The organism is Pseudomonas sp. 3-2, from assembly GCF_019710535.1.
Taxonomy (GTDB): Bacteria; Pseudomonadota; Gammaproteobacteria; order Pseudomonadales; family Pseudomonadaceae; genus Aquipseudomonas; species Aquipseudomonas pharyngis.
In genome coordinates this window covers 4,477,469-4,502,614 of the sequence record NZ_CP081200.1, presented here as the reverse complement: position 1 = coordinate 4,502,614, position 25,146 = coordinate 4,477,469, and the positions used below count along the sequence as shown (strand labels likewise).

Sequence of the window (25,146 nt, the reverse complement as noted above, 5' to 3'; positions counted from 1 at the left end):
ATAATGTCGGCTTAATCGGCCAGCGGCCTAATCAGCACTTTTCCACGGGACTCACCATGCACGTACTGGTTTGCGAAGACGATGAGTTGATCGCCAGCGGGATCGTCGCCGGGCTGACGGCGCAGGGCCTGACCGTCGAGCACGTCAACACCGCCTCCAAGGCGCGGGCGATTCTCAAGGTTGCCGAATTCGACGTGATGGTGCTCGATCTCGGCCTGCCGGACGAAGATGGCCTCAAGTTGCTGCAACAACTGCGTCAGCAAGGCCTGGAGATTCCGGTCCTGATCCTGACTGCGCGGGATTCGGTTACCGACCGTGTCGACGGTCTGCAGTCCGGTGCCGACGACTACCTGCTCAAGCCGTTCGACCTGCGCGAGTTGTTCGCCCGCCTGCAAACCCTGCTGCGCCGGGTGGCCGGACGCAGCGTCAATCTGATCGAACACGGCGCGCTGACTTACGATCCGAGCAGTCGCGAAACCACCCTGGCGGGGCGTCCGGTGGATCTGTCGCGGCGCGAGCAGTCGTTGTTGCAAGCCTTGCTGCACAACCGTGGCCGGGTGCTGTCCACCGAGCAGTTGAAGGACAGCGTCTACGGTTTCAACGATGAACTGGAAAGCAATGCGCTCAATGTGCACATCCATCACCTGCGCAGCAAACTCGGCAAAGGCATCGTCGAAACCGTGCGCGGTCTGGGTTATCGCCTGGGCCCGGCCGATGGCGGAGAACCCGACAAGTGATGAGCCTGCGCCTGCGCCTGAGCCTGACCCTCGGCGCCGCATTCGCGCTGATCTGGGCATTGGCGGCCGCCTGGATGCTCAGCGACCTGCGCAACCAGATGATGTTTTCCCTCGACCAGCGCCTGGTGGCGTCGGCGCGGATGGTCGCCGGGTTGCTGGAACAATTGCCGGCTGTCCCGAGCAAAGGCGAGGGCACTCATTTCAGCGCCGAGCAGTTGAACATTCCCGGCGGCATGGCCTGCCAGGTCAGCTCGCTGCGCGGGGAAATCCTCGCTCGCAGCCACAACAATCCGGAACAGGCGCTGGAAGCCCAGAAGATGGGCTTCCACGATCAAATGATCGACGGTGCGCCATGGCGCAGCTTCACCCTGGCCCGGGGCGATGTGCGTATTACCACCGCCGACCGGGTGATCGAGCGCGAAGCCCTGAACATGTCGATCCTGCTGGCGGCCTCGGTGCCGGTCGGCGTGGCGCTGCTTGGCTGCCTGTGCCTGTTGTGGCTGGGGATCGGCCAGGGGTTGGCGCCGCTCAACCGCTTGCGTGAAGCCTTGATGCGTCGCAACGCGGATTCGCTTGAGCCGTTGCAGTTGCAGTCATTCCCCAGCGAACTGAAACCGCTGCTCGAAACCCAGAACCAATTGTTTCAGCGCATCGGCAAGACCATCGAGCGCGAGCGTCGCCTGACCGGCGATGCCGCCCACGAACTGCGCAGCCCGCTGACGGCGATCAAGACCCACCTGCAAGTGGCGCGCATGACCGATGGCAGCGCCCGCGATCAGTCTCTGGCCCGAGCCGAGGAGGGTGCCGACCGCCTGCACCGGACCCTTGAGCAGTTGCTGTTGCTGGCCCGGGTCGAGGGCAGCCTGTCGTTCGATGACGGCGTGCAGTGCAGTGCCGAGCAGGTAGCGAAACTGGCGATTCAGGACTCGGCCAGCGACCAGCGTCAGCGCATCAGGCTGCATCTGCCTGAACACTTGTCCGCTGCGCCGCTGCAAATGCCGGCGGTGCTGTCGATCGCGGCCCTGCGCAACCTGTTGGACAACGCTCTGCGTCACACGCCGACGGACGGCGCGGTGGACCTGAGCCTGGAAACCAGCGCCAATCGCGTGCGTTTTGTGGTGCGCGACCATGGGCCGGGAATCGCCCCTGACGATCTGCAACACCTGACCCAGCGCTTCTGGCGCAACGGCCAGAGCACCGGCTGCGGACTGGGGCTGGCGATTGTCCAGGCGATCGTTCAGCGCTGCGCCTGCACCCTGCATTTCGACAGCCGTCCGGATGGTTTGCGGGTCGAGCTGACCATGCCGCTGCAACCGGTCTGACAGTTTGCAGGCACATCAAATGTAACCTCTCTCCATTAGTCATCCGCCGGCCGCGACGTTATTGTCGCCCCAGCCTTTGACTCAATGGATTGAGGGAAACAGCGCCATGGAAGCACCCGTCTATATCTGTCCCGCCACCCCCGCCGACGCCGGCATCATCAGCAGGATCCTTGAGCGTTCGATCCGCGTCGGTTGCGCGCTCGATCATCGCAACGACCCACAACTGGTCGACCGCTGGGTCCGCCGACAATCGGCGGAGCACGTCAGCGCCTGGCTCGCCGATCCCCATCACTATCTGAACATCGCGCTGCTGCAGGACAAACCCGTCGGCGTCGGCATGGCCGCAGCCCATGGCGAGGTCATGTTCTGTCACGTGCAGCCGGAGTGGTTTCGCCGAGGTGCGGGCCGTGCGCTGATGGGCGATCTCGAGGGTTGGCTGAGGATTCGTGGCAGGCCATGCATCACGCTTGCAAGCACGCGAACCGGCGCGGCGTTCTACCGGCGCCTGGGGTATCGCGAAACGGCGTCTCCCTTCATGCAACACGGCGTTTTGACCCTGCCGATGCACAAGCCGCTGGCATTGTCGGCCTGACATTCGATCAAGGGTGTAAATCCTCGACACGCTGGTGCGTTTCCAGAACAGGAAAACCTGCATGTGCGCCCCGCGACCGGAACGCGCACCTGCCCGGTGTGCAGTTTTGGTCACTATCCATAGCGTATTGAGGGGTCGAGAGATGTCAGTCGCCACCAGCCTTATCGAAGAGTCGTCGGCCCGGATCGCCTCCGCGCCGGCGGAAACGCTGTATCAGTTCAATGAGTCGCCGTTGCTGGCCCGTCAGAGCCAGCAGGAGTCCAATGCCCGCAGCTACCCGCGGCGCATTCCCCTGGCGCTTAAGCGCGCCAAGGGCCTGTACGTCGAGGACGTTGAAGGCCGCAGCTTCATCGATTGCCTGGCCGGCGCCGGCACCCTCGCGCTGGGGCATAACCATCCGGTAGTGATCGAGGCCATTCAGCAGGTGCTGGCCGATGAGTTGCCACTGCACACCCTGGACCTGACCACGCCGGTAAAGGATCAATTTGTTCAGGACCTGTTCGGCCTGCTGCCTCCGGCATTGGCCAAGGAAGCGAAAATCCAGTTCTGCGGCCCGACCGGCACCGACGCCGTGGAAGCCGCGCTGAAACTGGTGCGCACCGCCACCGGGCGCAGCACCGTGCTGTCGTTCTCCGGCGGTTACCACGGCATGAGCCAAGGCGCCTTGAGCCTGATGGGCAGCCTGGGGCCGAAAAAGCCACTGGGCGCGTTGCTCAGCAACGGCGTGCAATTCATGCCGTTCCCTTACGACTACCGTTGCCCGTTCGGCCTCGGTGGCGCGGCGGGTGTGAAGGCCAATCTGAGCTACCTGGAAAACCTGCTCAATGATCCCGAGGCCGGCGTGCAATTGCCGGCCGCCGTCATCGTCGAAGCGGTGCAGGGCGAGGGCGGCGTGATCCCGGCGGACATCGAGTGGCTGCGCGGTCTGCGCCGCATCACCGAAAAGGCTGGCGTGGCGCTGATCATCGACGAGATCCAGAGCGGCTTCGCCCGCACCGGCAACATGTTTGCCTTCGAACACGCCGGCATCACCCCGGATGTGGTGGTGCTGTCCAAAGCCATCGGCGGCAGCCTGCCGCTGGCCGTGGTGGTTTATCGCGACTGGCTCGACACCTGGCAGCCGGGCGCTCACGCCGGTACGTTTCGTGGCAACCAGATGGCGATGGCCGCCGGTTCTGCCGTGATGCGGTACCTGGTCGAGCACAAGGTCTGCGAACACGCTGCCGCCATGGGCGAACGCCTGAGCGAACACCTGCGCATTCTGCAGCGCGATTTCCCGCAACTGGGCGATATTCGTGGTCGTGGCCTGATGCTCGGTGTCGAGCTGGTCGATCCGAACGGTGCACCGGATGCGCTGGGGCATCCACCGGCCTTCGCACGTCTGGCGCCGCTGGTTCAGCGCGAATGTCTCAAGCGCGGGCTGATTCTGGAGCTGGGCGGGCGTCACGGTGCGGTGGTGCGGTTCCTGCCGCCGCTGGTGATCACCGCCGCGGAAATCGACCGCGTCGCCGAGATCTTCGGCCGTGCGTTGAGCGCTGCGACTGCCGGCCTGTAAATTTTTCGCCGCGTCGAACGTTCTTTCTACATACCCGGCTGCACCGTCGTGCAGCCCACCCTTACAGCGATGGAGACACAGCATGACGTCAGTATTCGACCGCGAGGACATCCTCTTTCAAGTCGTGGTCAACCACGAAGAGCAGTACTCGATCTGGCCGGACTACAAGGCCGTGCCGGAAGGTTGGCGCACTGTGGGCAAGAGTGGCCTGAAAAAGGAATGCCTGGCCTACATCGAAGAAGTCTGGACCGACATGCGTCCGCTAAGCCTGCGCCAGAAGATGGAAGCGCAAGCGGCTGCCCAGTAAGTTATCAGCCAAAAGAAACCCGCTGGACTGGAATCAGTCAGCGGGTTTTTTCATGTCCGGGATTTTTGTTGCCTGTGAAGGCCTCATCGCTGGCAAGCCAGCGATGGACGATGACGCGGTCATAATGGCGTTACGCGCCGGCCAGGCCCTTGAGCAGCACATCCACATTCCCTTCCAGCTCTGCCACCGGATCCGCTGCATCGGTGCTCAGCACCAGCAGTTGACTGCCCGATTCGGCAATCGCCGCTTTCACCGCATCCGAAGGCTGGCGATGGTGCAGCACCACTGCTACGTCGTTGTCTTTCAAAGTCGCGGTCAGTTTTTTCAGCTCCTCCGGCGTCCATTCGGCATCCGGTCGCGCATCCTGTCCGATCAACTCCAGATTCAGGCTGCCGATCAGGTAACCGAAGTGATCGCTCAGGCTCATCAAGCTCAGGTTGTCGGCACTGGCCAGACGCGCTTCGCTGTCGGCACTGAGTTTCAGCAGACGCTGTTTCAGTGCGGCCAGATTGGCCTCGATCTTCGATTTGTCCTTCGGTGCCAGGCGCACCAGATCCGCCGCCATCACATCGGCCATGCGCCCCATGTTGTTGCTGGCCAGCCACGGCTGACTGTTCAGGCCGTCGACCTTGAGCCCCGGTTGCACGGCAATGCCGGGCAGGGCGCCGTCCACCGGGCGGGCAGCATCGACTTCGACGATGCGGATGTTGCTGCGGCGGGCGATCGGGTACAGCGGATCATCGGCCCACAGCGAGCGCACGCCGATCACTGCATCGGCGCCCGTGGCCAGTTTGCTCAGCACGGGCGCGCCGCGACCGGTGAAGTAGGCGGTCTGGCGGCTGCCTGGCAGGTTGGCCGGTGCTGCGCGTTCGAGGCTGATGTCGGTGCCCTTGAGCAGGACTTCGCCCAGACCATAAGTGATCGGCAACGAGGCCAGCACCCGCAACGGTTTCTCGGCCGCCAGCAGAGGGCTCGAAACCGCGCCGCTGAGGGCGATGGCCAGGGTCAGTTGTCGCAATGAAAAAGCCATTTATCCAAGGTTCCCTTTCAGACTGGGGACGACGCCCCGGGCAATCGCGGCGAGGGCGAAGGCGATACCGGCGACCAGAATGATCGCGGCACCGGACGGAATCGGCAGGTCGAACACGATCGGCGCGAGAATCCCGCACAGCGTACTGACCGTGGCAATCAGCACCGAACACCAGAAAAAGCCCTTGAGCGACTGGCTGAGCAGGCGCGCAGCCGCCGCCGGAATCACCAGCAGTGCACCGACCAGAATCGCGCCGATGACTTTCACCGCGGCAACCGTAATCAGTGTCACCAGAATCACGAACAGATAATCCAGGGTCTTCACCGCGACGCCACGCACCGCCGCCAGTTGCGGGTTGAAGCTGGCGAGCATGATCCGGTTGTACAGCGGCAGGGCCAGCGCCATGACCAGCGAGCCGACAATCGCCAGCACCAGCAGGTCGTTGCCATTGACCGTCAGCACCGAGCCGAACAGCACGTTTTCCAGAATGTGCACGTTGATCTTGCCCGCCAGAATCAGCAGCAGGCTGGCGCCCAAAGCGAGGGACACCGACAGGAACACGCCGATCAATGTGTCCGGGGACAGCCCGGTACGGTTGCGCAGGTAATTGAGCAGAATGCCAAACAGCAGGCAGTAACCGAACAGGCTGCCGTAAGGCCCGGTGTAGGGCTCGCCGAGCAGGATGCCGATGGCCACGCCGGTCAACGCCGCGTGGCCCACCGCTTCGGAGAAAAACGCGAAGCGCTTGACCACCACCAGCGTGCCGAGGCCACCCAGTACCGGGCCGATCAACAGACCGGCAAGCAAGGCATTGACCACAAACCCATAGGCCAGGGCTTCCGGCAGGTAACCGGAAGAGGCCCAGCCTTGCACCGTCAAACGAAAGGCTTCGTAACTCATCAGGCAGCGCTCCGTGGATGGGTCGAAAACAGGGTCAGCAGACGTTCCGGGGTCAGGGCCTGTTGCGGCGTGGCGTCGAACAGCACCCGGCGGTTAAGGCCGGTGACGCGATTGGCCAGACGCCCGACCGCTTCCAGGTCGTGCTCGATCCACAGCACGGTGATGCCCGCCGCGCGCCAGTCGCCCAGCAAACGCTCGAACACCTGGATCCCGGCTTCGTCGAGGGCGGACATCGGCTCATCCAGCACCAGCAATTGCGGCGCCGGAATCAGGCCCTGGGCAAGCAATACCCGCTGGCGTTCGCCACCGGACAGCGCACCCATTCGGCGTTTGCGTTTGTCCTGCATGCCGACCCGCTCCAGCGCATCACCGATGGCGCCGGCGTAGCGTTTGCTCAAGCCGAGAAAGGCCGGGCGACGCTGACACATGGCGGCCATGAAGTCGTCGACGGTCATGGGCTGGCCGCGATCAAACTCCAGCGCCTGCGGCACGTAACCGATGGTGCCGGGCTCGCCGGGCCATTGCAGGCTGAGCCGGCCCTGATGGGGCATCTGCCCGAGCAGGGTCTTGATCAGCGAACTCTTGCCGCCGCCGTTGGGGCCCACCAGCGCATGCACGCTGCCGGGCTGCACCTGGAAGGTGACCTTGTCCAGAATCGTCGTGCGGCCGAGGGTCAGGCTGACGTCAGCGAAATCCAGGGTCGGGCCGCTGCTGGCTATCGACAGGTTTTCCTGAGCTGTCATGCGCCGGACTCCTGAATCGCTCGAACCACGGTGTTGAGGTTGCCGGTCATTTCCTTTTCGTACTTGTCGGCGGTGTATTCGCCGTAGGAAATGTGCGACAGCGGGTAAAGTTTCACGCCGGATTCACGCTGGATGGTTTCGACGTAGGTGGAGGGGAAATCCATCTCGGAGAAGATCACTTTCACGTCCAGTTCACGCAATTGGTCGATGGTTTTCTTCAACTGGCTCGGGCTCGGCTCGATACCGTGGGCCGGCTCGACCACCGCCGTCACTTCCAGGCCGAATTCACGCAGCAGGTAGTCATAAGCGGCGTGCACCGTGGCTACTCGCAGTTCGGCGTTCGGCGCCTGGGTCAGCCTGGCCAGGGCGTCGGCGCGCATCTGCCGCAGGCGTTTGCCGTAGGCGCGGGCGTTCTGGGTGTAGGTCTTGGCATTGTCCGGGTCGAGCTTGCCCAGCTCACGGGCGATGTTGTTGACCTGGGCAATCGAGGCGCTGATCGACAGGAAGGTGTGCGGGTTCACCACTTTGCCGGCACCGCGCGCGGCAACCCCGGTGGCGGCCAGCAGCGGCACGTTTTCGTTGGCTTCGATGGTCTTGATGTTCGGCGTTTCGCTGGCGGCAATCATGCGGTCGGCGAAGTCGTCATGGCCAACGCCGTTGAGCACGATCACATCCAGCCCGCTGATGCGCTTGATGTCTTCGGCGCGCGGCTCGTAGGCATGCGGGTTGAAGCCGGCGGGAATCAGCGGCACGACCTCGGCCTTGTCGCCTACGATGTTCGCCACATAGCTGTAATACGGATGCAGGGTGATGCCGATGCGCAGGCGCTTGGCCTGATCGGCGCTGGCCAGCGGACTCAGCAGGCAGGCGCACAGACCGATCAGCAGCAGGCGCAGGAAAGGACGGCGTTGAGATGAACTAGGCATGGGCAAGCGGTCTTCTCTCGAATGAAGGCGAGGGTTCAATGACGATGTTCGCGGGTCACCCCGGCATCGAATTGCGCGACGATCTGTTTCCATCCGGCAGCGGTCAGCGCTGCGTCTGACAGGTCTTTCGGCGCTTGCAGGTCGGTGGCGCGGTTGAGCCAGATGTCCGGCGCGGCGTCGTTCAGGCGCATCAGAAACGAACCGGCCACGGCCGGTGCCTGACTGTGGCCGAAGTAGGCGCGGTCGGCCAGCAACTGCCAGGCATGGCCGCCACGACTGACCGAGCTGGCGTCCTGGGCGAACGGTGCAAAACCTTCATCGGCCAGGTTCTGCGGGCTTGGCAGCGTTTGCTGTTCTTCACGCAGCAGGCGGATCTCGTCGAGGGTCACGCGCAGATCGGCATAGATGCCCTGCTCGCTGGCGCCAAGGTCGCGACGGGCATCCAGTTGATGGCTGGAGACCGGCTCCGGTTCGTGGGAAACGCCGCGCCATGTCACTACCGAGCCGGCAACCGCGAGGATCAGCAGGCACATCAGCAGCACATTGAGGGTTTCGTGCCCGGCACCGGCGGGGCGGACAACCTGGGTAGTCGGCGTGGTCATGGGGCTTCGATATCCGCTTGGTCAATTTCGACCACGTGACCGGGGCCGGCGTCGAACAGCACGTAGAACTCGGCGCCGGGTTTCTTGAAGGTCAGGGTCGAGTCGGCGCCGAGCTTGCCCGGCACCAGGATGGTTTCGTCGTAGCCGATCACATCGAGGGTCACCCCCGGCGCGCCGCTGCCGTCGGAGAAACCGCCGGTGCACTTGATCTGCTCGGCATCGATGGCCTTGCACTCGCACATCGGGTTGTGGGCCAGGGCGCCTGTGCTGAAACCGGCAGACAGCACCACCAAGGCAGCGCTCAGGTGCAGGCGGAAGGGGCGTTGGGCATGACTCATGGTTTGGCTCCTTGTTTGTTCAGCCAGGCGAGGGTGGCAGGCGAGGCCTGGCTCAGCGGAATCGAGGCTTGGTGCATGCTGCCGTCCCAGCCTTCCATGGTGATCCACAGTTCGGCGTCGGCAGCGGTCTTTTCCGGAACCGGCAACTGGGTGCCCATGCGGTACGGCGTGCCGAAGAAAATCACCCCGGCCGCGCGCAGGCTGCGAGGTTTGCCGATGCGCAGATACGTCGCCTTGACGTGGTCGACGCAGGCGTCGCAGAGGGCGGCGCTGAAATCTTTCATGTAGCCGGCGGGGCCGGTCAGGATCGGTGCCTGATTACGCAGTTCGGCCAGTCGCAGGCTCCAGGGACCGACCTGGATTTCGCCGATCTCCCGTTCACCCAGTCCGCTGTCACCGCGAAACAGCGAGGCATCGGCGAAGTATTTGGGCATGAAGCCCAAGGGGATCAGCAGCAACAGCACGTTGATGTGGAAGCGCCATTTGTGCCAGATCACGCTCAGCCGTGAAGGCTGAGCCACGGTAGTGGATTTGCTCACAGATTGGCCTCCGAGGTTTCACGGCGCAGGGCCGGTTGTGCCTGCACGCGCTGTTTCTTGTGCTCGCGCTTGAGGGCGTTGGCGGTGGCCAGCGCGGTGCGCTTGGTCCAGATCAGCAGGCCACTGAGGACCATCATGCTCAGCAGCAGGCCGAAGAAGAACCAGATCAGCTTGATCCACAGACCGCCGAAGTCACCGGTGTGCAGCGGGCGCATGGATTCGGTGACGAACTCCAGCGACGTGCGATCGGACAACAGCCGCGAAGCCGCCACTTCACCGCTGTATGGGTTGAGCGTGGCGGTCTGGTACATCAGCGGGTACCAGCCGCGACCGCCGATATCCAGGTGCGCGTAGGCATTGCCCGGCAGGCTGATGAAGCTGGCTTCGAAGCCGGGGATTTTCGTCTGGGCGATTTCGATGGCGCGGTCGAGGCTGATACGCGGCGGTGGCGAACCATCGTTGGACTGTGGCACGGCTTCGCGGGACATGGCCGGGACGATCGGCTCGCTGGAAATGGAAATCTGGTTGTCAAACAGCAGCGCCTGAATCAGGAACCAGGTGCCGGTGATCGAAATCACCGCGATGAACCAGATCGACCAGATGCCGCTCAAGCGGTGGAAGTCGCCCCAGAAGATCCGTGCGCCGTGATTGAAGCGCAGGGTCGGGCGGAAAAAACCCTTCCAGAAGCGCTTGTACACCACCAGCCCGGTCACCAGCGAAGCCAGCATCGGCAGGCCGAGGAACGACACCAGATACCAGCCCCAGCTGAAGCCGTTGGTGAACGGCACCAGCCACCAGCCATGCAGTGCGCGGGTGAACGCCTTGAAGTTGAAGCTCGGTGCCGTGCCCTGAATCACGCCGGTGTACGGGTTGACGTAGACGGTCAGCGAGCGGCCGTCGGGATAGCTGACGTCGACGTCGAGAGCAAAGTGCGACTCGTCCGGACGGTTGATGCTTTGCACCACTGTCTGCGGTTCGGCTTTTTTGATTTCGGCGAGGATCTGGTCGTAGCTGAGCAATGGTGCGTCGTCGGACGGCGCGCTGGCGCGCATTTGCGGGTTGGCCAGCCAGACGATTTCCTGGCTGACCACTGCCAGGGTGCCGGTGACGCAGACGATCAGAACGAAAAACCAGATCGGCAATGCCAGCCAGCTGTGTACCAGGAACCACAGTTTCGAGCGGGATTTCTTCGACATGATGACGGGTCTTGATTCAGTGAGAGGGAGCGGTACTACGGGCTTCGCAGCACGGGAGTCCCCTGAAAGGCCGGTCGTGGCTTTTGCCTACGCGACCGGCCCGCATCTCTATAAGACGGATGACCGAAGCAATTCCCGATGAACGATATGAAAGTAAATGTTTCGCGATTATATCTTGATGCCGCGTGGGCGGATTTCTGCGGGGGAGGCGAAGCAGTCCGACGGCGCATGCCGCCGGATTGAAGGAAAGGATCAGCGTAGAAAGTCGAGCGCTTCGGTCAGCAACAGCTCAGGGACTTCTTCGGCAAGGTAATGCCCGGCCGGCAGGGCCTTGCCGCGTACATCGGTGGCAACCTGCTGCCATTCCCCGAGCGGATCGAAGCAGCGACCGACGGTGCCCTCGGCGCCCCACAGCACCAGCAACGGCAGGGTCAGGTGACGACCAGCCGTGATGTCGGCGCGGTCATGTTCCAGGTCGATGCCGGCACTGGCGCGGTAATCCTCGCAGATCCCCCGAGCACTTCCGGGACGTTCCAGGCAACGCCGGTACTCACTGAACGCCTCGTCGGTAAAGGGTGCAAGCCCGGCGCTGCGACTGCCCATGACGCTGCGCAGATAACCTTCGGGATCGGTTTCGATCAGGGTTTCCGGCAACGGTGCCGGGCGGATCAGGAAGAACCAGTGCCAGTAGGCCCGGGCGAAGGCTTCATTTGTCTGGCTGTACATCGCCAGCGTTGGCGCGATGTCGAGCAGGACCATGCGCTGCACAACCTCGGGATGATCGAGCGCCAGGCGATGGGCAACCCGCGCGCCACGGTCGTGGGCAAGGATCGAGAAGTGCTCGAAACCCAACGCCTTCATCAATTCCACGCCGTCGCGGGCCATCTCGCGCTTGGAGTAATTGAGGTGAGCCTCATCGGCCGGCGGGCGACTGCTGTCGCCATAACCGCGCAGGTCGGCGGCGATCACCGTGAAATGCTCCGCCAGTTGCTCGGCGATCTTGTGCCAGATGACGTGCGTCTGCGGGTGCCCGTGCAACAGCAGCAGGCCGGGGCCGCTGCCTTTGAGGCGGTAGCTGATGTCCACACCGTTGACGTGGCGCTGGTCTTTGACGAATCCGGCAAACATCGGGTGATCCTTTATTCAGGCGAGTGGCCTGCATCCTGAAATCGCCGGGCGTTCATGACAAGACGTGATGCGTGATTCGACGGTTCATGAATCGTGTTCGCCCATCCCCGCGCGCCGCGCGGGAATGGACACTCGGCGTAGTTAGCTCTGCTGGAACATTTCCTTCGCCCGCTGCTCGATCTGCGCCTGGGTCAGGTCCTCCTTGCGCGAGGCCAGGAACCACAGATGCCCGTACGGATCTTTCAACGTGCCGCTGCGGTCGCCGTAGAACTGATCCTTGACCTCGGACACCGAGGTGGCGCCGGCCTCCAGTGCGCGTTGGAAGGATTTGTCCACATCGGTCACGTACAGATGCAGGCCGACCGACACTGCGTTGTCCGGATTGCTCAACGGCCCTTGATCGCACGGCGAGCCGAGCATGATCGCGCTGTCACCGATGCGCAGTTCGGCGTGGCCGATGCCGCCGTCGGGCATGCTCAGGCGCATGACTTCGGTGGCACCGAACGCCTTTTTATAGAAATCGATGGCTTCGGCAGCTTTGTGAATGCCGAGGTACGGGGTAATGCTGTGATACCCCTCGGGAATGGGTTTGACGCTCATGGCGGTACTCCCTGTTATTTGTTGCCTGGTTTTTATTAGAGATTGAGGTGTGCCTTCGCCGGGATTGCCGGTCGCTCAACTATAGATCCGTGCCGCCGTCGTGACCGAGTAGCCGACGAGCAGGCCTCCCACTGTTCAGCCATCGACAGCGAAGCAACAGAGTGCGCAAGTTTTCATCGCCAGACGCCCTGAAGTTCCGCTGCAGCCCCCGTAAAACAAGGTCTTAGCGTCAGGCACAGAAGCTGCAATGACCCGGTACAAAACCGATACCGAGAGTCATCCATGTCTGAATCTGCCGTTTATCCGATCAACCCGCCGGCCGCCCACCGGATCGCCGACGACGCCGAAGCCTTGCGCGTGGCTGTGCAGGTCGCCGCCGTCTTGCAGGAACACGCCGCCGAGCGTGACCGCAACCGCGAAGTGCCCGCCGAGATCGTCGACCTGTTTTCCAACAGTGGCCTGTGGGGCATCACCGTGCCGAAGGAATACGGCGGCGCGCAGGTGTCCTTTGCGGTACTGGCCCAGGTGATCGCGATCATTTCCGCCGCCGATCCGTCCCTCGGGCAGATTCCGCAAAACCATTACTGCCTGCTCGAAGACATCCGCCTGCAAGGCACCCCGGCCCAGCAAGCGCATTTCTTTGAGCTGGCGCTGCAAGGTCATCGCTTCGCCAATGCGCTGTCGGAAACCGGCGGCAAGAACGTGCAGGACATTCAGGCGACCCTCCGCCGTTATGGCGACGGCTTCGTGATCAACGGCCGCAAGGGCTACTGCACCGGTTCGCTTTACGCCCATTGGCTGGCGGTGCTGGCGCTGGATGAAGAGCAGAAGGGCCAGTTGGCCTTCGTCGAGCGCGGTACGAAAGGGCTGGTGATCGTCGACGACTGGGACAGCATCGGTCAGCGCACTACTTCCAGCGGCACGGTGCTGGCGGAAAATCTGCAAGTGGCGCCCTTCAATCTGTTTCCGACGTACCGTTCCTACGAGAGCCCGACCCTGGCCGGGCCTTTCGCCCAGTTGACCACCGCTGCCATCGACGCCGGCATTGCCCGGGCAGCGTTGCGCGATACCGTGGAATTCGTCCGCCAGTTTGCGCGGCCATGGATCGATGCAGGTGTGGACAAGGCCAGTGAAGATCCGTTGACCATCATTCAGATCGGCGCACTGGAAATCCGTCTGGAAGCCGCCGAAGCCTTGCTTGAACGCGCCGGCTGGGCGCTCGACGCCGCACGTCCGGCGCCTGATGAAGACAACGTCGCGCTGGCCTCGCTGGCCGTGGCCAAGGCTAAAGTGCTGACCACCGAAATCGCCATCGAGGCCAGCAACAAGCTGTTCGAACTCGGCGGTACCCGCTCGACCCTGAAAAAGCACAACTTCGACCGCCACTGGCGCAACGCCCGGGTCCACACCCTGCATGACCCGGTGCGCTGGAAATACCACGTGGTCGGCAACTGGCTGCTCAACGGCGTCAAACCACCGCGCCACGACTGGTCCTGATCATGGCCGAGTGGTTCAAACACATTTACTGGGCCGACATCGCCCAGGCCTGTCTCGACACCCTGAGCATGCTCGGCGCGGCGCTGCTGTTTACGGTGCTGCTGGGATTGCCGCTGGGGCTGTTGCTGTTTCTCACCGGCAAGCGCCAGCTGCATGAAACCGTCGGCCTGTACCGGGTTCTGTCAGTGATCGTGAACATGCTGCGTTCGCTGCCATTCATCATTTTGCTGATCGTGCTGATTCCGCTGACCACGTTGCTGGTGGGCACGTCACTGGGCGTGCCCGGAACCATTCCGCCGCTGGTCGTCGGTTGCACACCGTTCTTCGCGCGGCTGGTGGAAACCGCACTGCGCGAAGTCGATCGCGGGGTGGTCGAGGCGACCCAGGCCATGGGTGCCAACACCTGGCAGATCATCCGCCACACCCTGTTGCCGGAGGCCCGCGGCGGGTTGCTGGCAGCGGTGACGGTCACCGCCATCGTGCTGGTGGATTACACGGCGATGGCCGGCGTGATCGGTGGTGGCGGGCTCGGCGATTTGGCGATCCGCTACGGCTATCAACGCTTTCAGACCGACGTGATGGTGGTCACCGTGGTGTTGCTGCTGATTCTGGTGCAGGCCCTGCAAATGACCGGCGACCGCTTGGTGGCGCACTACAGCCGACGCTGAAAAAACAAGTTCAACCCATAAAGGCCCCACGTTCACCCCACGACGGCCACTCAAATCTGCCTTGGAGCACAGCATGAAAAAGACCTTGGCCGTACTGGCTGCCGTTCTGTCGTTCGGCGCCCATGCCAACGAAAAACTGATCGTCGGTGCCACCCCGGTGCCGCACGCGGAAATCCTCGAGTTCGTCAAACCGACCCTGGCCAAGGAAGGCGTGGATCTGGACATCAAGGTGTTCACCGACTTCATCCAGCCCAACCAGCAACTGGCGCTGAAAAACCTCGACGCCAACTACTACCAGTACCGGCCGTTTCTCGATGATTTCAACAAGACTCGCCACACCGATCTGGTGCCGGTGGTCGGCGTGCACATCGAACCGTTCGGGGCTTACTCGACCAAGATCAAGAACATTTCGGAGCTGAAGGACGGCGCCAGCGTGTCGATCCCCAACGACCCGGTGAACACCGGTCGCGCGCTGGTGCTGTTGCACGAGGCGGGGCTGATCAAGCTCAAGGATCCGAGCAACACCCTGGCCACCCAGCGCGACATCGTCGAAAACCCCAAGCACCTGAAAATCCGTGAACTGGAGGGCGCATTGCTCGCTCGTTCAGTGAGTCAGGTGGATCTGGCATTCGTGTTCGCCAACTACGCGCTGGAAGCCGGGATCGACACCAACAGCGCGCTGATCGTCGAGAAGGGCAAGAGCCTGTACATCGAGTTTCTGGTCGCGCGTCCCGACAACATCAATGACCCGGGCCTGCAGAAACTGGCCAAGGCGTTGAATTCCGATGAAGTGCGTCAGTTCATTCTGACCCGCTACAAAGGGCAGATTGCGCCGGGTTTCTGATCGATAGATCCGAGGGCTCCCGTGGCATGGGAGCCCTCACTTGGGAACGTCGAGAAAATGCGCCCCCGGCCCTTGCTCGCCCAGCACATCGCCCTGATTGCGCAGCGGGCAGGCTTCCATCGACAGGCATCCGCAACCGATGCAACCGGTCAGCCGGTCACGCAGCAGCATCAACTGATTGATCCGCTCGTCCAGCTCCCGCCGCCACTGCTCCGACAGCACTTTCCAGTCCGCTGCCGTTGGCGCGCGGTTGTCCGGCAACTGCTTCAACGCCTCGCCGATTTCCGCCAGTGGAATGCCCAGGCGTTGCGCCACTTTGATCAACGCCACCCGCCGCAGTACTTCCCGTGGATAGCGCCGCTGGTTGCCGGCATTGCGCTGGCTCTTGATCAAGCCTTTCGATTCATAAAAGTGCAGGGCGGTGACGGCCACACCGCTGCGGGCCGCGACTTCGCCGACGGTCAATTGCTTGTGCACATTTTCCGCAGTGATCATTTGCAAAATGCCCCTTGACCTCTAGTTAACTCGAGGTTTTACCCTGCAGGCCTTCGAATCGCAAGATTCGCCTGACCGAGTGGGGATCTCATGCAAGCACCAGCGAAAAACCGCAGCTTTACCCAATTGATCGAATTTGAAATCGAACCCGGCCAGCAACCGGCGCTGGTCTCGGCGCTGGCCGTGCAGACCGAACGTCTGGCCCAGCGTTACGCCGGCTTCGTCAGCGCCAGCGTCCAGGCCAGCGACGATGGCCGGCGAGTGTTGAGCTTTCTGCAATGGCAGTCCCGCGAGGCGGGGGAGGCGGCGTTTCAGAGTTTCGAAACCGGCGAGCAGGATTTCTGGCAACTGATCCGCACCCATCAGGCGCGCACCGTGACCTTCGGTTCATTCCAGGTGCTGAGCAGCATAGCCCGCAGCTATGACGACGGCTTGCACTGTCAACTGGTTGGTTAGATCGACAGCTGGATCAAGCGCTCGCCTTGCAGGTTTTCCGTGGGCCGCCGCTTGTTCACCGCCAGTTCGCCGATCTTGATCAGTCGCGTGCGGGTGACATTACGGCTCAGGCCTAACAGGGACGCGGTGTGCACCTGGTTGTAATGGCAGAAGCGATAGGCCGCGCGCAGCAATGCGTCCTCGACCTTCTCATGCAGGGCGCCGGCCTGTTGCTCGAACAGTTTCTGGAAGGCGCGTTCCAGCAGCGCTTCCGGTGAGTCGTCGGCGGTCGCGTGCTGATCGTCCGGACGGTCGATGCGCAGGTTGGATAGACGTAGATCGTCGCGCTCGATCACGCCGTTACGGCAGATCAGCAGCGTGTGGTGGATGACGTTTTCCAGTTCGCGGATATTGCCCGGCCAACTGTAGCCGCGCAGTTTGTGTTCGGCGCCGGGGCTGATGGTGACGCGCCCGTAACCCAGACGCTGACTGTAGGCCTCGATGAAATGCCGGGTCAGCGGCAGGATATCGCCGGGCCGCTCGCGCAACGGGCTCAGCTCCAGATTGACCACGTTCAGCCGGTAATACAGATCCTCGCGGAAATGTCCGGCGTTGATGGCTTTCTCCAGTTGCACGTTGGTCGCTGCCAACACTCGCACATCGATGGGAATGCTCTTGCGCGAACCCAGGCGCACCACTTCGCGCTCCTGCAACACCCGCAGCAATTTGACCTGAATGGCCATCGGCAGATCGCCGATTTCATCGAGGAACAGAGTGCCGCCATCCGCCTCTTCGAACCACCCGGCCTTGGCACTGAGGGCGCCGGTGAAGGCGCCTTTTTCATGGCCGAACAATTCGGCTTCCACCAGCGATTCGGAAAACGCCCCGCAGTTCACCGCAATGAACGGCCGGTTGCGCCGGTTGCTCAGGTTGTGGATGTGCCGCGCTACCAACTCTTTGCCGGTGCCCGTTTCGCCGATGATCAGCACGCTGGCTTCGCTCGGTGCGACCTGTTGCAGATGCGCGAGCAGGGCCTGGGATTTCGGGTCTTCGAACACCTGGGCGGTGGCGCGAATCGAAGTGGCCAGGGCGGGTGAGGGCGGCAGGGTCAGCAGTTGCATGGGGTCTCGCTCCACGAAAGAAAATCAGGAATAGAACGTCGGCACCGGCAGGGACTGGTTCAGCGCCCAGTCGCCCAGCTCGTGGAGCTTGTAATCCAGCGGGTCGTGCAGGGTTTGCGTGCGCAGGTTGCGCCAGTGTCGATCCAGACGCAGCGACGCGTGAGTCGAACGGGCGCCGGTGACTTCGAACAATCGGCTGCAGATATCCAGACCCTGACGACTGGCGGCGACCTTGGCCGTGGCAATTGCCGTGGCCAGGTGACCGCGTTCTTCGGCACTGAGGTTCGGGCCTTTGGCCCAGGCCTCGTCGAGCAATGCAGCGGCGCGTTCCACCAACAGACGGACGCCTTCGAGGGCGACCCAGAACTCGCCGTAATGGGCCAGCACGTAAGGATCTTCGCGCACCTCGCGCACCGAGGATTTGTGCCAGACACGGGTTTCGCTGAGGGTGTATTGCCGCGCCTCTTCAAAGGCCCCTTCGGCAATGCCGAGAAACATGTGGGTGAACGTCAGTTGCGCGATCAACGGGCGCAAGCAGGCGAACGGTGTGCTCAGCGGACCCGGATCCAGCAGCAGTTCCGACTCTTCGACCCGCACCCGTTCGAACGTCGCGCTGCCGCTGTCGGTCTGGCGCTGGCCGATGTTGTTCCAGTCGTTGTGCAGGGTGATGCCGCTGCGCCCGCTGGGGATCGCCGCGATCAACAGTTTGCCGCCGTTGCTTTCGTCCACCGCCGAGGCGATCAGCATCTGCGAATCGCTGGCGCCGGAGCAGAAGCTCTTCTTGCCGGAAAACTCGCGCCAGCCACCGAGGTCCTTGACCACGGTGCGGGTGTCCAGCGGATTGAGCGCGTTGCCCCAGAACCAGTTCTGCCGCGCGGTCTGTTCGAACCACGGCTGCCATTGTTCCGGGCGGGAAAACAGGCGCACGGTGGCAAGCATCAAATGATGAAAACCGAAGACGTGGGCGATCGAGCTGTCGACCTTGGCGAACTCGCGCACGACTTCCAGGGTTTCGCTCCAGCGCGCGCCGAGGCCGCCGTAACGGGTGGGAATGCTCAGGGCCAGCAGACCGCTGTCGCGCAGGGCGTCACGTTCGGCTTTCGGTGTGCCACCACGCTCGTCGCGCTCGACGGCGGTCAGAGCAAATTCGGCGGCCAGTTGGCGGGCGGTCTGCAACGGGGAGAGCAGGGTGCTTTGCGGTTTGGCAGTCACTCGGTCTTCCTCAGGCGTTGGCTTTGGCGGGCAGTACATCGTTGGCGATCATTTCGCCGAACGGCCCGGTGAGGTTGGTGACACCGCGTCCAGCCAGGCTTGCATATGGCTCGGGCAACAACGGGAAGACCAGCTCGGCAAAGCGGTAGGCCTCTTCGAGATGCGGGTAGCCGGAGAAGATGAAACTCTCGATGCCGAGGTCTGCGTACTCCTTGATTCGCGCTGCCACTTGCTGCGGATCGCCGACCAATGCGGTACCGGCACCGCCGCGCACCAGTCCGACGCCGGCCCACAGGTTGGGGGCGATTTCCAGGTTGTCGCGGCGTCCGTCGTGCAGAGCGGCCATGCGCCGCTGGCCTTCGGAGTCGAAGCGCGAAAAGGATTTCTGCGCGGCTTCAATGGTTTCGTCGCTGATGTGCTCGATCAGTTTGTCGGCGGCTTTCCACGCCTCTTCGGCGGTCTCGCGTACGATCACGTGCAGACGAATGCCGAACTTCACCTTGCGCCCGTGGCGGGCGGCGCGTTCACGCACGTCGGCGAGTTTCTCGGCGACGGCGGCCGGTGGTTCACCCCAGGTCAGGTACACGTCGACCTGCTCGGCGGCCAGATCGTGAGCTGCATCGGAGGACCCGCCGAAGTACAGCGGCGGATAGGGTTTCTGCACCGGCGGATACAGGGCCTTGGCGTTCTGTACCTTCAGGTGTTTACCTTCGAAATCTACCGCTTCGCCTTGCAGCACCCGGCGCCAGATCTTGAGGAATTCATCGGTGACTTCGTAGCGTTCGCTGTGGCTGAGGAAGCTGCCGTCGCCACGGTTTTCGTCCGGGTCACCGCCGGTCACGACGTTGATCAGCAAGCGGCCGTTGGACAGTCGATCCAGGGTCGCGGCCATGCGCGCCGAGACGGTCGGCGAGATGATTCCCGGACGGATCGCCACCAGATAACGCAGGCGTTCGGTGAGCGGCACCAGCGCCGAGGCGATCACCCACGAATCCTCGCAGGAACGACCGGTGGGAATCAGTACGCCGTAGTAGCCGAGGCTGTCGGCGGCTTGCGCCACCTGCTTCAGGTAATTGAGGGTGACCGGGCGCGCGCCTTGGGTGGTGCCCAGATAGTGACCGTCGCCGTGGGTCGGCAGGAACCAGAAAACATCCATGAACAGCTCCTCAGGCGATTTTCAGCAACGGTTTGATGTGAGTGCCGAACAGCGGCGCGGCGCGTTCGGCGGCCAGACGGATGCGCGCCTTGAGCGGTTCGCTGGTGATCTGGTAGTCGGCGAAATCGGCTTCGGTGGCGTACACGCCAATCGGCAGGGTCACGGCCTGGAAGAAACTGAACAGTGGGCGCAACTGGTGATCGAGGACCAGCGCATGGCGTTCGCTGCCACCGGTGGCGGCGAGCAGCACTGGTGTGTCGATCAGCGCATTCAGGTCGATCAGATCGAACAGATGCTTGAGCAATCCAGGATAGGAACCGCGATAGACCGGCGCGGCGACGATCAGCAGGTCAGCCTGTTCGATGGCTTGCAGCTCGGCTTCGATCTCGGCCGGCAACTCCTGACGCGACAGCGCGGCGCCAAGTGGGCGGGCGATGTCGCCGAGTTCGATCAGATGACTCTCGACCGGCAAGTGCCCGGACAATTCGGCCAGCAAGGCCTGGGTCAGCACCAGGGTGCGGGACGGACGCCAGGTTCCGCCGGACAGGGCGACGACTTTCAGTGGACGCGACATGGTCAGTTCCTTTTTCAACAGTTGCTCGACGAGCAGTGAGTAGTCACTGGAGCAGAGCAAGCGCTGTACCAATTCCTGTAAGGCCCGTATTCCGGGGCTTTGAGCGTTGTCGGCGGCTGTGCTCGTGTGACTTTCAGGCCGGTTTGTTGAACCGCTGTTGCCTGGGAAACAGTTGCTGGAGCAACAGTGCCGAACGCGATGAAGGATTTATAAAGGCTGACTGTTATTCCGTAAAAGACTGTTAATTGATATTGATAGGTCATGTGGGAATATGAAGGGCGAATCCTGACTGAATTCTGATAGCCACTATTGAGAGCGTTGATTTCTGCCAAAGCGTGCCCGGGCGTAGCCTTTCTCCATCGACCCACGCTGCTCGCCAGGACGCTCCCATGAATCGTTTACTGACTGTTTCCCTGATGCTCGCTGTCTCCGTTCTCGCTGGTTGCGCGAGCCACGCTTCTCCGGAACTGCGCCCTTACACGGCGGATGAAACCCGCGAATTGGCGCTTGAGTCGCTGAACCGTCGCGGTCTGTCCTTCGAGGAATACCACGCGAAAAAAGCCGAATTGCTCGGCCAGCCACAGAAGACATTCGGTTTCGATACCAGGGGTGAAATGAGCGCCGAGCGGGCCGTACAGCTGCACGGTCGTCCAAGCTGATCGCTAACTGTACTGCTCGAAGTTTTATCCAACTGTCCGTGGGTTTGCGCGGCGCCGTGGGATAGGGTCAACACCTGAATGACCCTGACGGACTGCCTGCCATGACCCTCTCGCTCGACCTGTTGCTGGGCTTCGCCCTGTTTGCCCTTGTCACCTCGATCACACCGGGGCCGAACAACACCATGTTGCTGGCATCGGGCGTGAACTTCGGTTTCAACCGCACCATCCCTCATATGCTTGGCATTACCTGCGGCTTCTTCGTGCTGGTGGTGGCGGTGGGTTTTGGCCTGGGCGCGGTATTCCAGACCTATCCGCTGCTTTATACGATCCTGCGTTATGTCGGCGCGGCGTACTTGCTGTACTTGGCATGGAAAATCGCTCACTCCGGCCCGGTCGGCGACAGCGAACAGGGCGAGGCGAAGCCGATCAGCTATCTCGGCGCGGCAGCCTTCCAGTGGGTCAACCCCAAGGCGTGGATCATGGCCATTGGTGCCATCAGCACCTACACGCCGATGCAGGGCTATTTCACCAACGTGATCGTGATTGCGGCGGTGTTCGCCATCATCAACCTGCCGAGCGTCGGCGTCTGGGCGGCGTGCGGGACCTTGCTGCGCAACGTGCTCAAGGATCGCCGCTGGTTGCGGCTGTTCAACTGGGGCATGGCAGCGCTGCTGGTGATTTCGCTGTATCCGTTACTCCTTGAAAGCTTTAGCTGACGCAGTGCTACAACCGCCGGCCCGATGCCTGTTAAAGTCGCGTTCAGGAGCGTTCCTACGCACTTTTAAATGAAGTTGTTCTTCTTTAACGGCCTCCGATCAGGTATTGATGACGCTCTCGAACCCGGACGCAGCTCACAAGGCTGCGTCGTGCCGTTTGCAGACACGAGCCTCCTGATCCCGGAACACGCTCTGCGAGTCTTTTTATGAACACACGTCCGCTGTATTTCGATTACGCCGCCACCACCCCGGTGGACGAGCGGGTCATCCAGGTGATGATCGAGTGTCTGGGTTTCAACGGTAATTTCGGCAACCCGGCTTCCAGTTCCCACGCCTTCGGCCAGCAGGCTCGGCAAACGGTCGAGAACGCTCGCCGGCAAGTCGCCGAACTGGTCGGCGCCCAGGCGCAGCAGATCGTCTGGACCTCCGGCGCCACCGAATCCAACAACCTTGCACTGAAAGGCGTGGCCCAGGCCCGTGGTGTGTCCGGCGGGCACATCATCACCAGTCAGATCGAACACAAGGCCATCCTCGACACCGCCCGGCAATTGCAGGACGCCGGTGTCGCCGTGACCTATCTGGTGCCGGACGCCGAAGGTTTGATCACCCCGCAAGCGGTCAGCGAAGCGATGCGCGATGACACTTTTCTGGTGTCGCTGATGCTGGTCAACAACGAACTCGGCACCGTCAACGACATCCCGGCCATCGGCGAAGTGGTGCGTGGGCGTGGGGCGTTGTTCCATGTCGATGCGGCCCAGGGCGCCGGCAAGGTCGTGATCGATCTGGCGCAATGGCCGGTCGATCTGATGTCGTTTTCGGCGCACAAACTCTACGGGCCCAAAGGCATCGGTGCGCTGTACGTCGGCCCGCGTGCGCAGCAGCGTTTGCAGGCGCAGATTCACGGTGGCGGGCACGAGGGCGGCTTGCGTTCCGGTACGCTGGCGACTCACCAGATCGCTGCCATGGGCTCGGCATTTGCCTTGGCCGCCGAAGCTTTCGATGACGAGAAGAAAACCATCGTCGCGCTGCGCGAGCGACTGCTCGAACAACTCTTGAGCCTGCCCGGCTTGCGCCTCAATGGCAGCAGCACCCAACGTATCCCGCACACCTTGAGCCTGACCTTCAGCGAAGGTGAATTCAACCCGGCGGCGCTGAGCCATTCGATCGCGTTTTCCGCGACCTCGGCCTGCAATTCCGCGAGCAACACACCGTCCCACGTTTTGCTGGCATTGGGGCACGACGCGCACCTGGCGGGACGCACGATTCGCCTGAGCCTCGGCCGTTTCACCACCGCCGAGGACATCGACAAGGCTGTAGAACTGATCAAGACCGCCTGCTCCAGTGCTCCGGCATTCTGGGCGACAGGACTTTAACCAGCCGACCTGACGGCTACGAACAATAACGATGCAGTGATTGGCAGGAGACATGATGAGTACCCAGACTTTGACCGAAGGAACGGTTCCCCAGCGCCTCGCGCACACCCGTGAATTGATGCGTCGCGAAGGTATCCATGCGTTGCTGGTGCCGTCCGCCGACCCGCACCTGTCGGAATACCTGCCGGGTTACTGGCAGGGCCGGCAATGGCTGTCGGGTTTCCATGGCTCGGTCGGCACGTTGATTGTCACCAACGATTTCGCCGGGGTCTGGGCTGACAGCCGTTACTGGGAACAGGCGACAAAGGAACTCAAGGGCAGCGGTATCGAACTGGTGAAACTGCAACCGGGTCAGCCGAGCCCGCTGGACTGGCTGGCCGAGCAGACCCCGGAAGGTGGCGTGGTCGCGGTCGATGGTGCGGTGATGGCCGTCGCGTCGGCACGTACGCTGGGCAGCAAGCTAGAAGCACGGGGCGCCAGTCTGCGTACCGACATCGACTTGTTGAAGGAAGTCTGGAGTGATCGCCCGGCGCTGCCGAACGCGCCAATCTACCAGCACCTGCCACCGCAGGCGACTGTCAGCCGTGGCGAAAAACTCGGCAAACTGCGCGAGACTTTGCAGGAACGCGGTGCCGACTGGCACTTCATTGCCACCCTCGACGATATCGCCTGGCTGTTCAACCTGCGCGGCGGCGATGTGTCGTTCAACCCGGTATTCGTTTCTTTCGCGCTGATCAGCCAGCAACAAGCCACGCTTTTTGTGGCACTGAGCAAGGTCGATGCTGAGCTGCGCGCAGTGCTGGAAAAAGACGGCGTGGCCCTGCGCGATTACAGCGAAGTCGCTGACGCCTTGCGTGCGATCCCGAGTGGCGCGAGCCTGCTGGTGGATCCGGCGCGGGTCACCAGCGGTCTGCTGGATAACCTCGACACTGGCGTGAAACTGGTCGAAGGCCTGAACCCGACCACACTGGCCAAGTCGCAGAAGAGCCTGGCGGACGCCGCACACATCCGTCAGGCGATGGAGCAGGACGGCGCGGCGCTGTGCGAGTTTTTCACCTGGCTGGATTCGGCCTGGGGTCGTGAGCGCATTACCGAACTGACCATCGACGAAAAACTCACCGCCGCCCGGGAGCGTCGCCCGGATTATGTGTCGCTGAGTTTCAACACCATCGCTGCGTTCAACGCCAATGGTGCGATGCCACACTACCATGCCACTCCGGAAGAACACGCGGTGATCGAGGGTGACGGCTTGCTGCTGATTGATTCCGGTGGCCAATACCTGGGCGGTACCACCGACATTACGCGGATGGTGGCGGTCGGTACGCCGAGTGAAGAGCAGAAACGTGACTGCACTCGGGTGTTGAAGGGCGTGATCGCCTTGTCCCGCGCGCATTTCCCGAAAGGCATTCTGTCGCCGTTACTGGATGCGATTGCCCGTGCGCCGATCTGGGCCGAAAACGTGGACTACGGTCACGGCACCGGTCACGGCGTGGGCTACTTCCTCAACGTGCATGAAGGTCCGCAGGTGATCGCCTATCAGGCGGCGCCGGCGCCACAAACCGCTATGCAGCCTGGAATGATCACCTCCATCGAGCCGGGCACTTATCGTCCGGGCCGCTGGGGTGTGCGGATCGAGAACCTGGCGATGAACGTTGAAGCGGGACGCAGTGAGTTCGGCGAATTCCTCAAGTTCGAAACCCTGACCCTGTGCCCGATCGACACTCGCTGCCTGGAGCCCTCGTTGCTGACGCAGGAAGAGAAGCAGTGGTTCAACGCCTATCACGCCGAAGTGCGCGAGCGCCTGAGCCCGTTGCTTGATGGCGCGGCGCTGGATTGGTTGAACACCCGTACTGCCGCTATTTAACAGGTTGAAGCTCGGGC

General features: G+C 62.5%; 28 protein-coding genes. 13 read left to right on the top strand and 15 right to left on the bottom strand.

Annotated features, from left to right (window positions below):
* Positions 1-56: 56 nt before the first annotated feature.
* The 5 genes from K3819_RS20335 to K3819_RS20315 all read left to right on the top strand — a co-directional run bounded on the left by K3819_RS20335 (position 57) and on the right by K3819_RS20315 (position 4,513).
* Entirely contained in the window at positions 57-737 is a 681-nt protein-coding gene (locus K3819_RS20335; protein WP_011335250.1) for a response regulator, read from the top strand.
* The gene (locus K3819_RS20330; RefSeq protein ID WP_041475379.1) at positions 737-2,059 is read left to right on the top strand and encodes an ATP-binding protein; all 1,323 of its coding nucleotides are present in this window, start codon (positions 737-739) and stop codon (positions 2,057-2,059) included. The genes K3819_RS20335 and K3819_RS20330 overlap by 1 nt, the downstream gene beginning before the upstream one ends.
* A 106-nt stretch (positions 2,060-2,165) precedes the next feature.
* Positions 2,166-2,651, top strand: a complete 486-nt coding sequence (locus K3819_RS20325; protein WP_041475378.1) for a GNAT family N-acetyltransferase — start codon at positions 2,166-2,168, stop codon at positions 2,649-2,651.
* Positions 2,652-2,793: 142 nt separating this feature from the next.
* On the top strand, positions 2,794-4,206 hold the full coding sequence (locus tag K3819_RS20320) for an aspartate aminotransferase family protein (RefSeq protein ID WP_221397839.1): 1,413 nt from the start codon (positions 2,794-2,796) through the stop codon (positions 4,204-4,206).
* Between the two features lie 82 nt (positions 4,207-4,288).
* Entirely contained in the window at positions 4,289-4,513 is a 225-nt protein-coding gene (locus K3819_RS20315) for an MbtH family protein (RefSeq protein ID WP_007917715.1), read from the top strand.
* A 130-nt stretch (positions 4,514-4,643) separates the two neighbouring features.
* On the opposite strand, the gene K3819_RS20310 is transcribed toward K3819_RS20315, so the two are convergent.
* The 10 genes from K3819_RS20310 to K3819_RS20265 form a co-directional block, all read right to left on the bottom strand.
* On the bottom strand, positions 4,644-5,543 hold the full coding sequence (locus K3819_RS20310; RefSeq protein ID WP_221397838.1) for a metal ABC transporter solute-binding protein, Zn/Mn family: 900 nt from the start codon (positions 5,541-5,543) through the stop codon (positions 4,644-4,646).
* The gene (locus K3819_RS20305) at positions 5,544-6,443 is read right to left on the bottom strand and encodes a metal ABC transporter permease (protein WP_221397837.1); all 900 of its coding nucleotides are present in this window, start codon (positions 6,441-6,443) and stop codon (positions 5,544-5,546) included.
* On the bottom strand, positions 6,443-7,186 hold the full coding sequence (locus K3819_RS20300; protein ID WP_221397836.1) for a metal ABC transporter ATP-binding protein: 744 nt from the start codon (positions 7,184-7,186) through the stop codon (positions 6,443-6,445). The genes K3819_RS20305 and K3819_RS20300 overlap by 1 nt, the downstream gene beginning before the upstream one ends.
* A complete protein-coding gene (locus tag K3819_RS20295) occupies positions 7,183-8,112 on the bottom strand; it encodes a metal ABC transporter substrate-binding protein (RefSeq protein ID WP_085612246.1) in 930 nt (309 codons plus the stop codon). Before K3819_RS20295 ends, K3819_RS20300 begins: the two co-directional genes overlap by 4 nt.
* 35 nt (positions 8,113-8,147) lie before the next feature.
* Positions 8,148-8,714: a DUF6162 family protein gene (locus K3819_RS20290; RefSeq protein ID WP_085612247.1), complete on the bottom strand. Its 567-nt coding sequence runs from the start codon at positions 8,712-8,714 to the stop codon at positions 8,148-8,150.
* Positions 8,711-9,052 (bottom strand): hypothetical protein, encoded by a 342-nt coding sequence (locus K3819_RS20285; protein WP_085612248.1) that lies wholly within the window; start codon positions 9,050-9,052, stop codon positions 8,711-8,713. The genes K3819_RS20290 and K3819_RS20285 overlap by 4 nt, the downstream gene beginning before the upstream one ends.
* Positions 9,049-9,591 (bottom strand): hypothetical protein, encoded by a 543-nt coding sequence (locus K3819_RS20280; protein ID WP_064598215.1) that lies wholly within the window; start codon positions 9,589-9,591, stop codon positions 9,049-9,051. The genes K3819_RS20285 and K3819_RS20280 overlap by 4 nt, the downstream gene beginning before the upstream one ends.
* Positions 9,588-10,787, bottom strand: coding sequence for a PepSY domain-containing protein (locus tag K3819_RS20275; protein WP_064598213.1), 1,200 nt, complete (start codon positions 10,785-10,787; stop codon positions 9,588-9,590). The genes K3819_RS20280 and K3819_RS20275 overlap by 4 nt, the downstream gene beginning before the upstream one ends.
* A gap of 252 nt (positions 10,788-11,039) precedes the next feature.
* A complete protein-coding gene (locus K3819_RS20270) occupies positions 11,040-11,915 on the bottom strand; it encodes an alpha/beta fold hydrolase (RefSeq protein WP_221397835.1) in 876 nt (291 codons plus the stop codon).
* A gap of 141 nt (positions 11,916-12,056) precedes the next feature.
* Positions 12,057-12,515 carry a VOC family protein gene (locus K3819_RS20265; RefSeq protein ID WP_064598209.1) on the bottom strand — a complete coding sequence of 153 codons (459 nt, stop codon included), beginning with the start codon at positions 12,513-12,515 and terminating at the stop codon, positions 12,057-12,059.
* Between the two features lie 282 nt (positions 12,516-12,797).
* Between K3819_RS20265 and K3819_RS20260 the strand changes: the two genes are divergently transcribed.
* The 3 genes from K3819_RS20260 (at position 12,798) to K3819_RS20250 (ending at position 15,524) form a co-directional block, all read left to right on the top strand.
* Positions 12,798-14,012 carry an SfnB family sulfur acquisition oxidoreductase gene (locus K3819_RS20260; protein WP_221397834.1) on the top strand — a complete coding sequence of 405 codons (1,215 nt, stop codon included), beginning with the start codon at positions 12,798-12,800 and terminating at the stop codon, positions 14,010-14,012.
* A gap of 2 nt (positions 14,013-14,014) precedes the next feature.
* Positions 14,015-14,680 (top strand): methionine ABC transporter permease, encoded by a 666-nt coding sequence (locus K3819_RS20255; RefSeq protein WP_007955819.1) that lies wholly within the window; start codon positions 14,015-14,017, stop codon positions 14,678-14,680.
* 73 nt (positions 14,681-14,753) lie between these two features.
* The gene (locus tag K3819_RS20250) at positions 14,754-15,524 is read left to right on the top strand and encodes a MetQ/NlpA family ABC transporter substrate-binding protein (protein WP_039770347.1); all 771 of its coding nucleotides are present in this window, start codon (positions 14,754-14,756) and stop codon (positions 15,522-15,524) included.
* A 36-nt stretch (positions 15,525-15,560) separates the two neighbouring features.
* Here the strand turns inward: K3819_RS20250 and soxR are convergent, their stop codons facing one another.
* Positions 15,561-16,019: a redox-sensitive transcriptional activator SoxR gene (soxR, locus tag K3819_RS20245; RefSeq protein WP_007955822.1), complete on the bottom strand. Its 459-nt coding sequence runs from the start codon at positions 16,017-16,019 to the stop codon at positions 15,561-15,563.
* 90 nt (positions 16,020-16,109) lie between these two features.
* On the opposite strand from soxR, the gene K3819_RS20240 reads away from it, so the two are divergent.
* Positions 16,110-16,475: an antibiotic biosynthesis monooxygenase gene (locus K3819_RS20240; protein ID WP_064598201.1), complete on the top strand. Its 366-nt coding sequence runs from the start codon at positions 16,110-16,112 to the stop codon at positions 16,473-16,475.
* Here the strand turns inward: K3819_RS20240 and K3819_RS20235 are convergent.
* Genes K3819_RS20235 through msuE form a run of 4 tightly spaced genes read right to left on the bottom strand, consistent with a single transcriptional unit; the run spans position 16,472 to position 20,517 of the window.
* Complete coding sequence (locus tag K3819_RS20235) at positions 16,472-17,575, bottom strand: sigma-54-dependent Fis family transcriptional regulator (protein WP_064378552.1); 1,104 nt, start codon at positions 17,573-17,575, stop codon at positions 16,472-16,474. The genes K3819_RS20240 and K3819_RS20235 overlap by 4 nt on opposite strands.
* A gap of 24 nt (positions 17,576-17,599) precedes the next feature.
* The gene (locus K3819_RS20230; protein WP_221397833.1) at positions 17,600-18,787 is read right to left on the bottom strand and encodes an acyl-CoA dehydrogenase family protein; all 1,188 of its coding nucleotides are present in this window, start codon (positions 18,785-18,787) and stop codon (positions 17,600-17,602) included.
* Between the two features lie 10 nt (positions 18,788-18,797).
* Positions 18,798-19,943: an FMNH2-dependent alkanesulfonate monooxygenase gene (gene ssuD / locus K3819_RS20225; protein WP_085612252.1), complete on the bottom strand. Its 1,146-nt coding sequence runs from the start codon at positions 19,941-19,943 to the stop codon at positions 18,798-18,800.
* Between the two features lie 10 nt (positions 19,944-19,953).
* The gene (gene msuE / locus K3819_RS20220; RefSeq protein WP_007955830.1) at positions 19,954-20,517 is read right to left on the bottom strand and encodes an FMN reductase; all 564 of its coding nucleotides are present in this window, start codon (positions 20,515-20,517) and stop codon (positions 19,954-19,956) included.
* A gap of 389 nt (positions 20,518-20,906) precedes the next feature.
* On the opposite strand from msuE, the gene K3819_RS20215 reads away from it, so the two are divergent.
* The 4 genes from K3819_RS20215 (at position 20,907) to K3819_RS20200 (ending at position 25,129) form a co-directional block, all read left to right on the top strand.
* The gene (locus K3819_RS20215; protein ID WP_221397832.1) at positions 20,907-21,176 is read left to right on the top strand and encodes a hypothetical protein; all 270 of its coding nucleotides are present in this window, start codon (positions 20,907-20,909) and stop codon (positions 21,174-21,176) included.
* Positions 21,177-21,277: 101 nt separating this feature from the next.
* Complete coding sequence (locus tag K3819_RS20210; RefSeq protein ID WP_039770336.1) at positions 21,278-21,892, top strand: LysE family translocator; 615 nt, start codon at positions 21,278-21,280, stop codon at positions 21,890-21,892.
* 206 nt (positions 21,893-22,098) lie between these two features.
* Positions 22,099-23,265, top strand: coding sequence for an aminotransferase class V-fold PLP-dependent enzyme (locus tag K3819_RS20205; protein ID WP_221397831.1), 1,167 nt, complete (start codon positions 22,099-22,101; stop codon positions 23,263-23,265).
* A 55-nt stretch (positions 23,266-23,320) separates the two neighbouring features.
* On the top strand, positions 23,321-25,129 hold the full coding sequence (locus K3819_RS20200; protein WP_221397830.1) for an aminopeptidase P family protein: 1,809 nt from the start codon (positions 23,321-23,323) through the stop codon (positions 25,127-25,129).
* Positions 25,130-25,146: the final 17 nt, after the last annotated feature.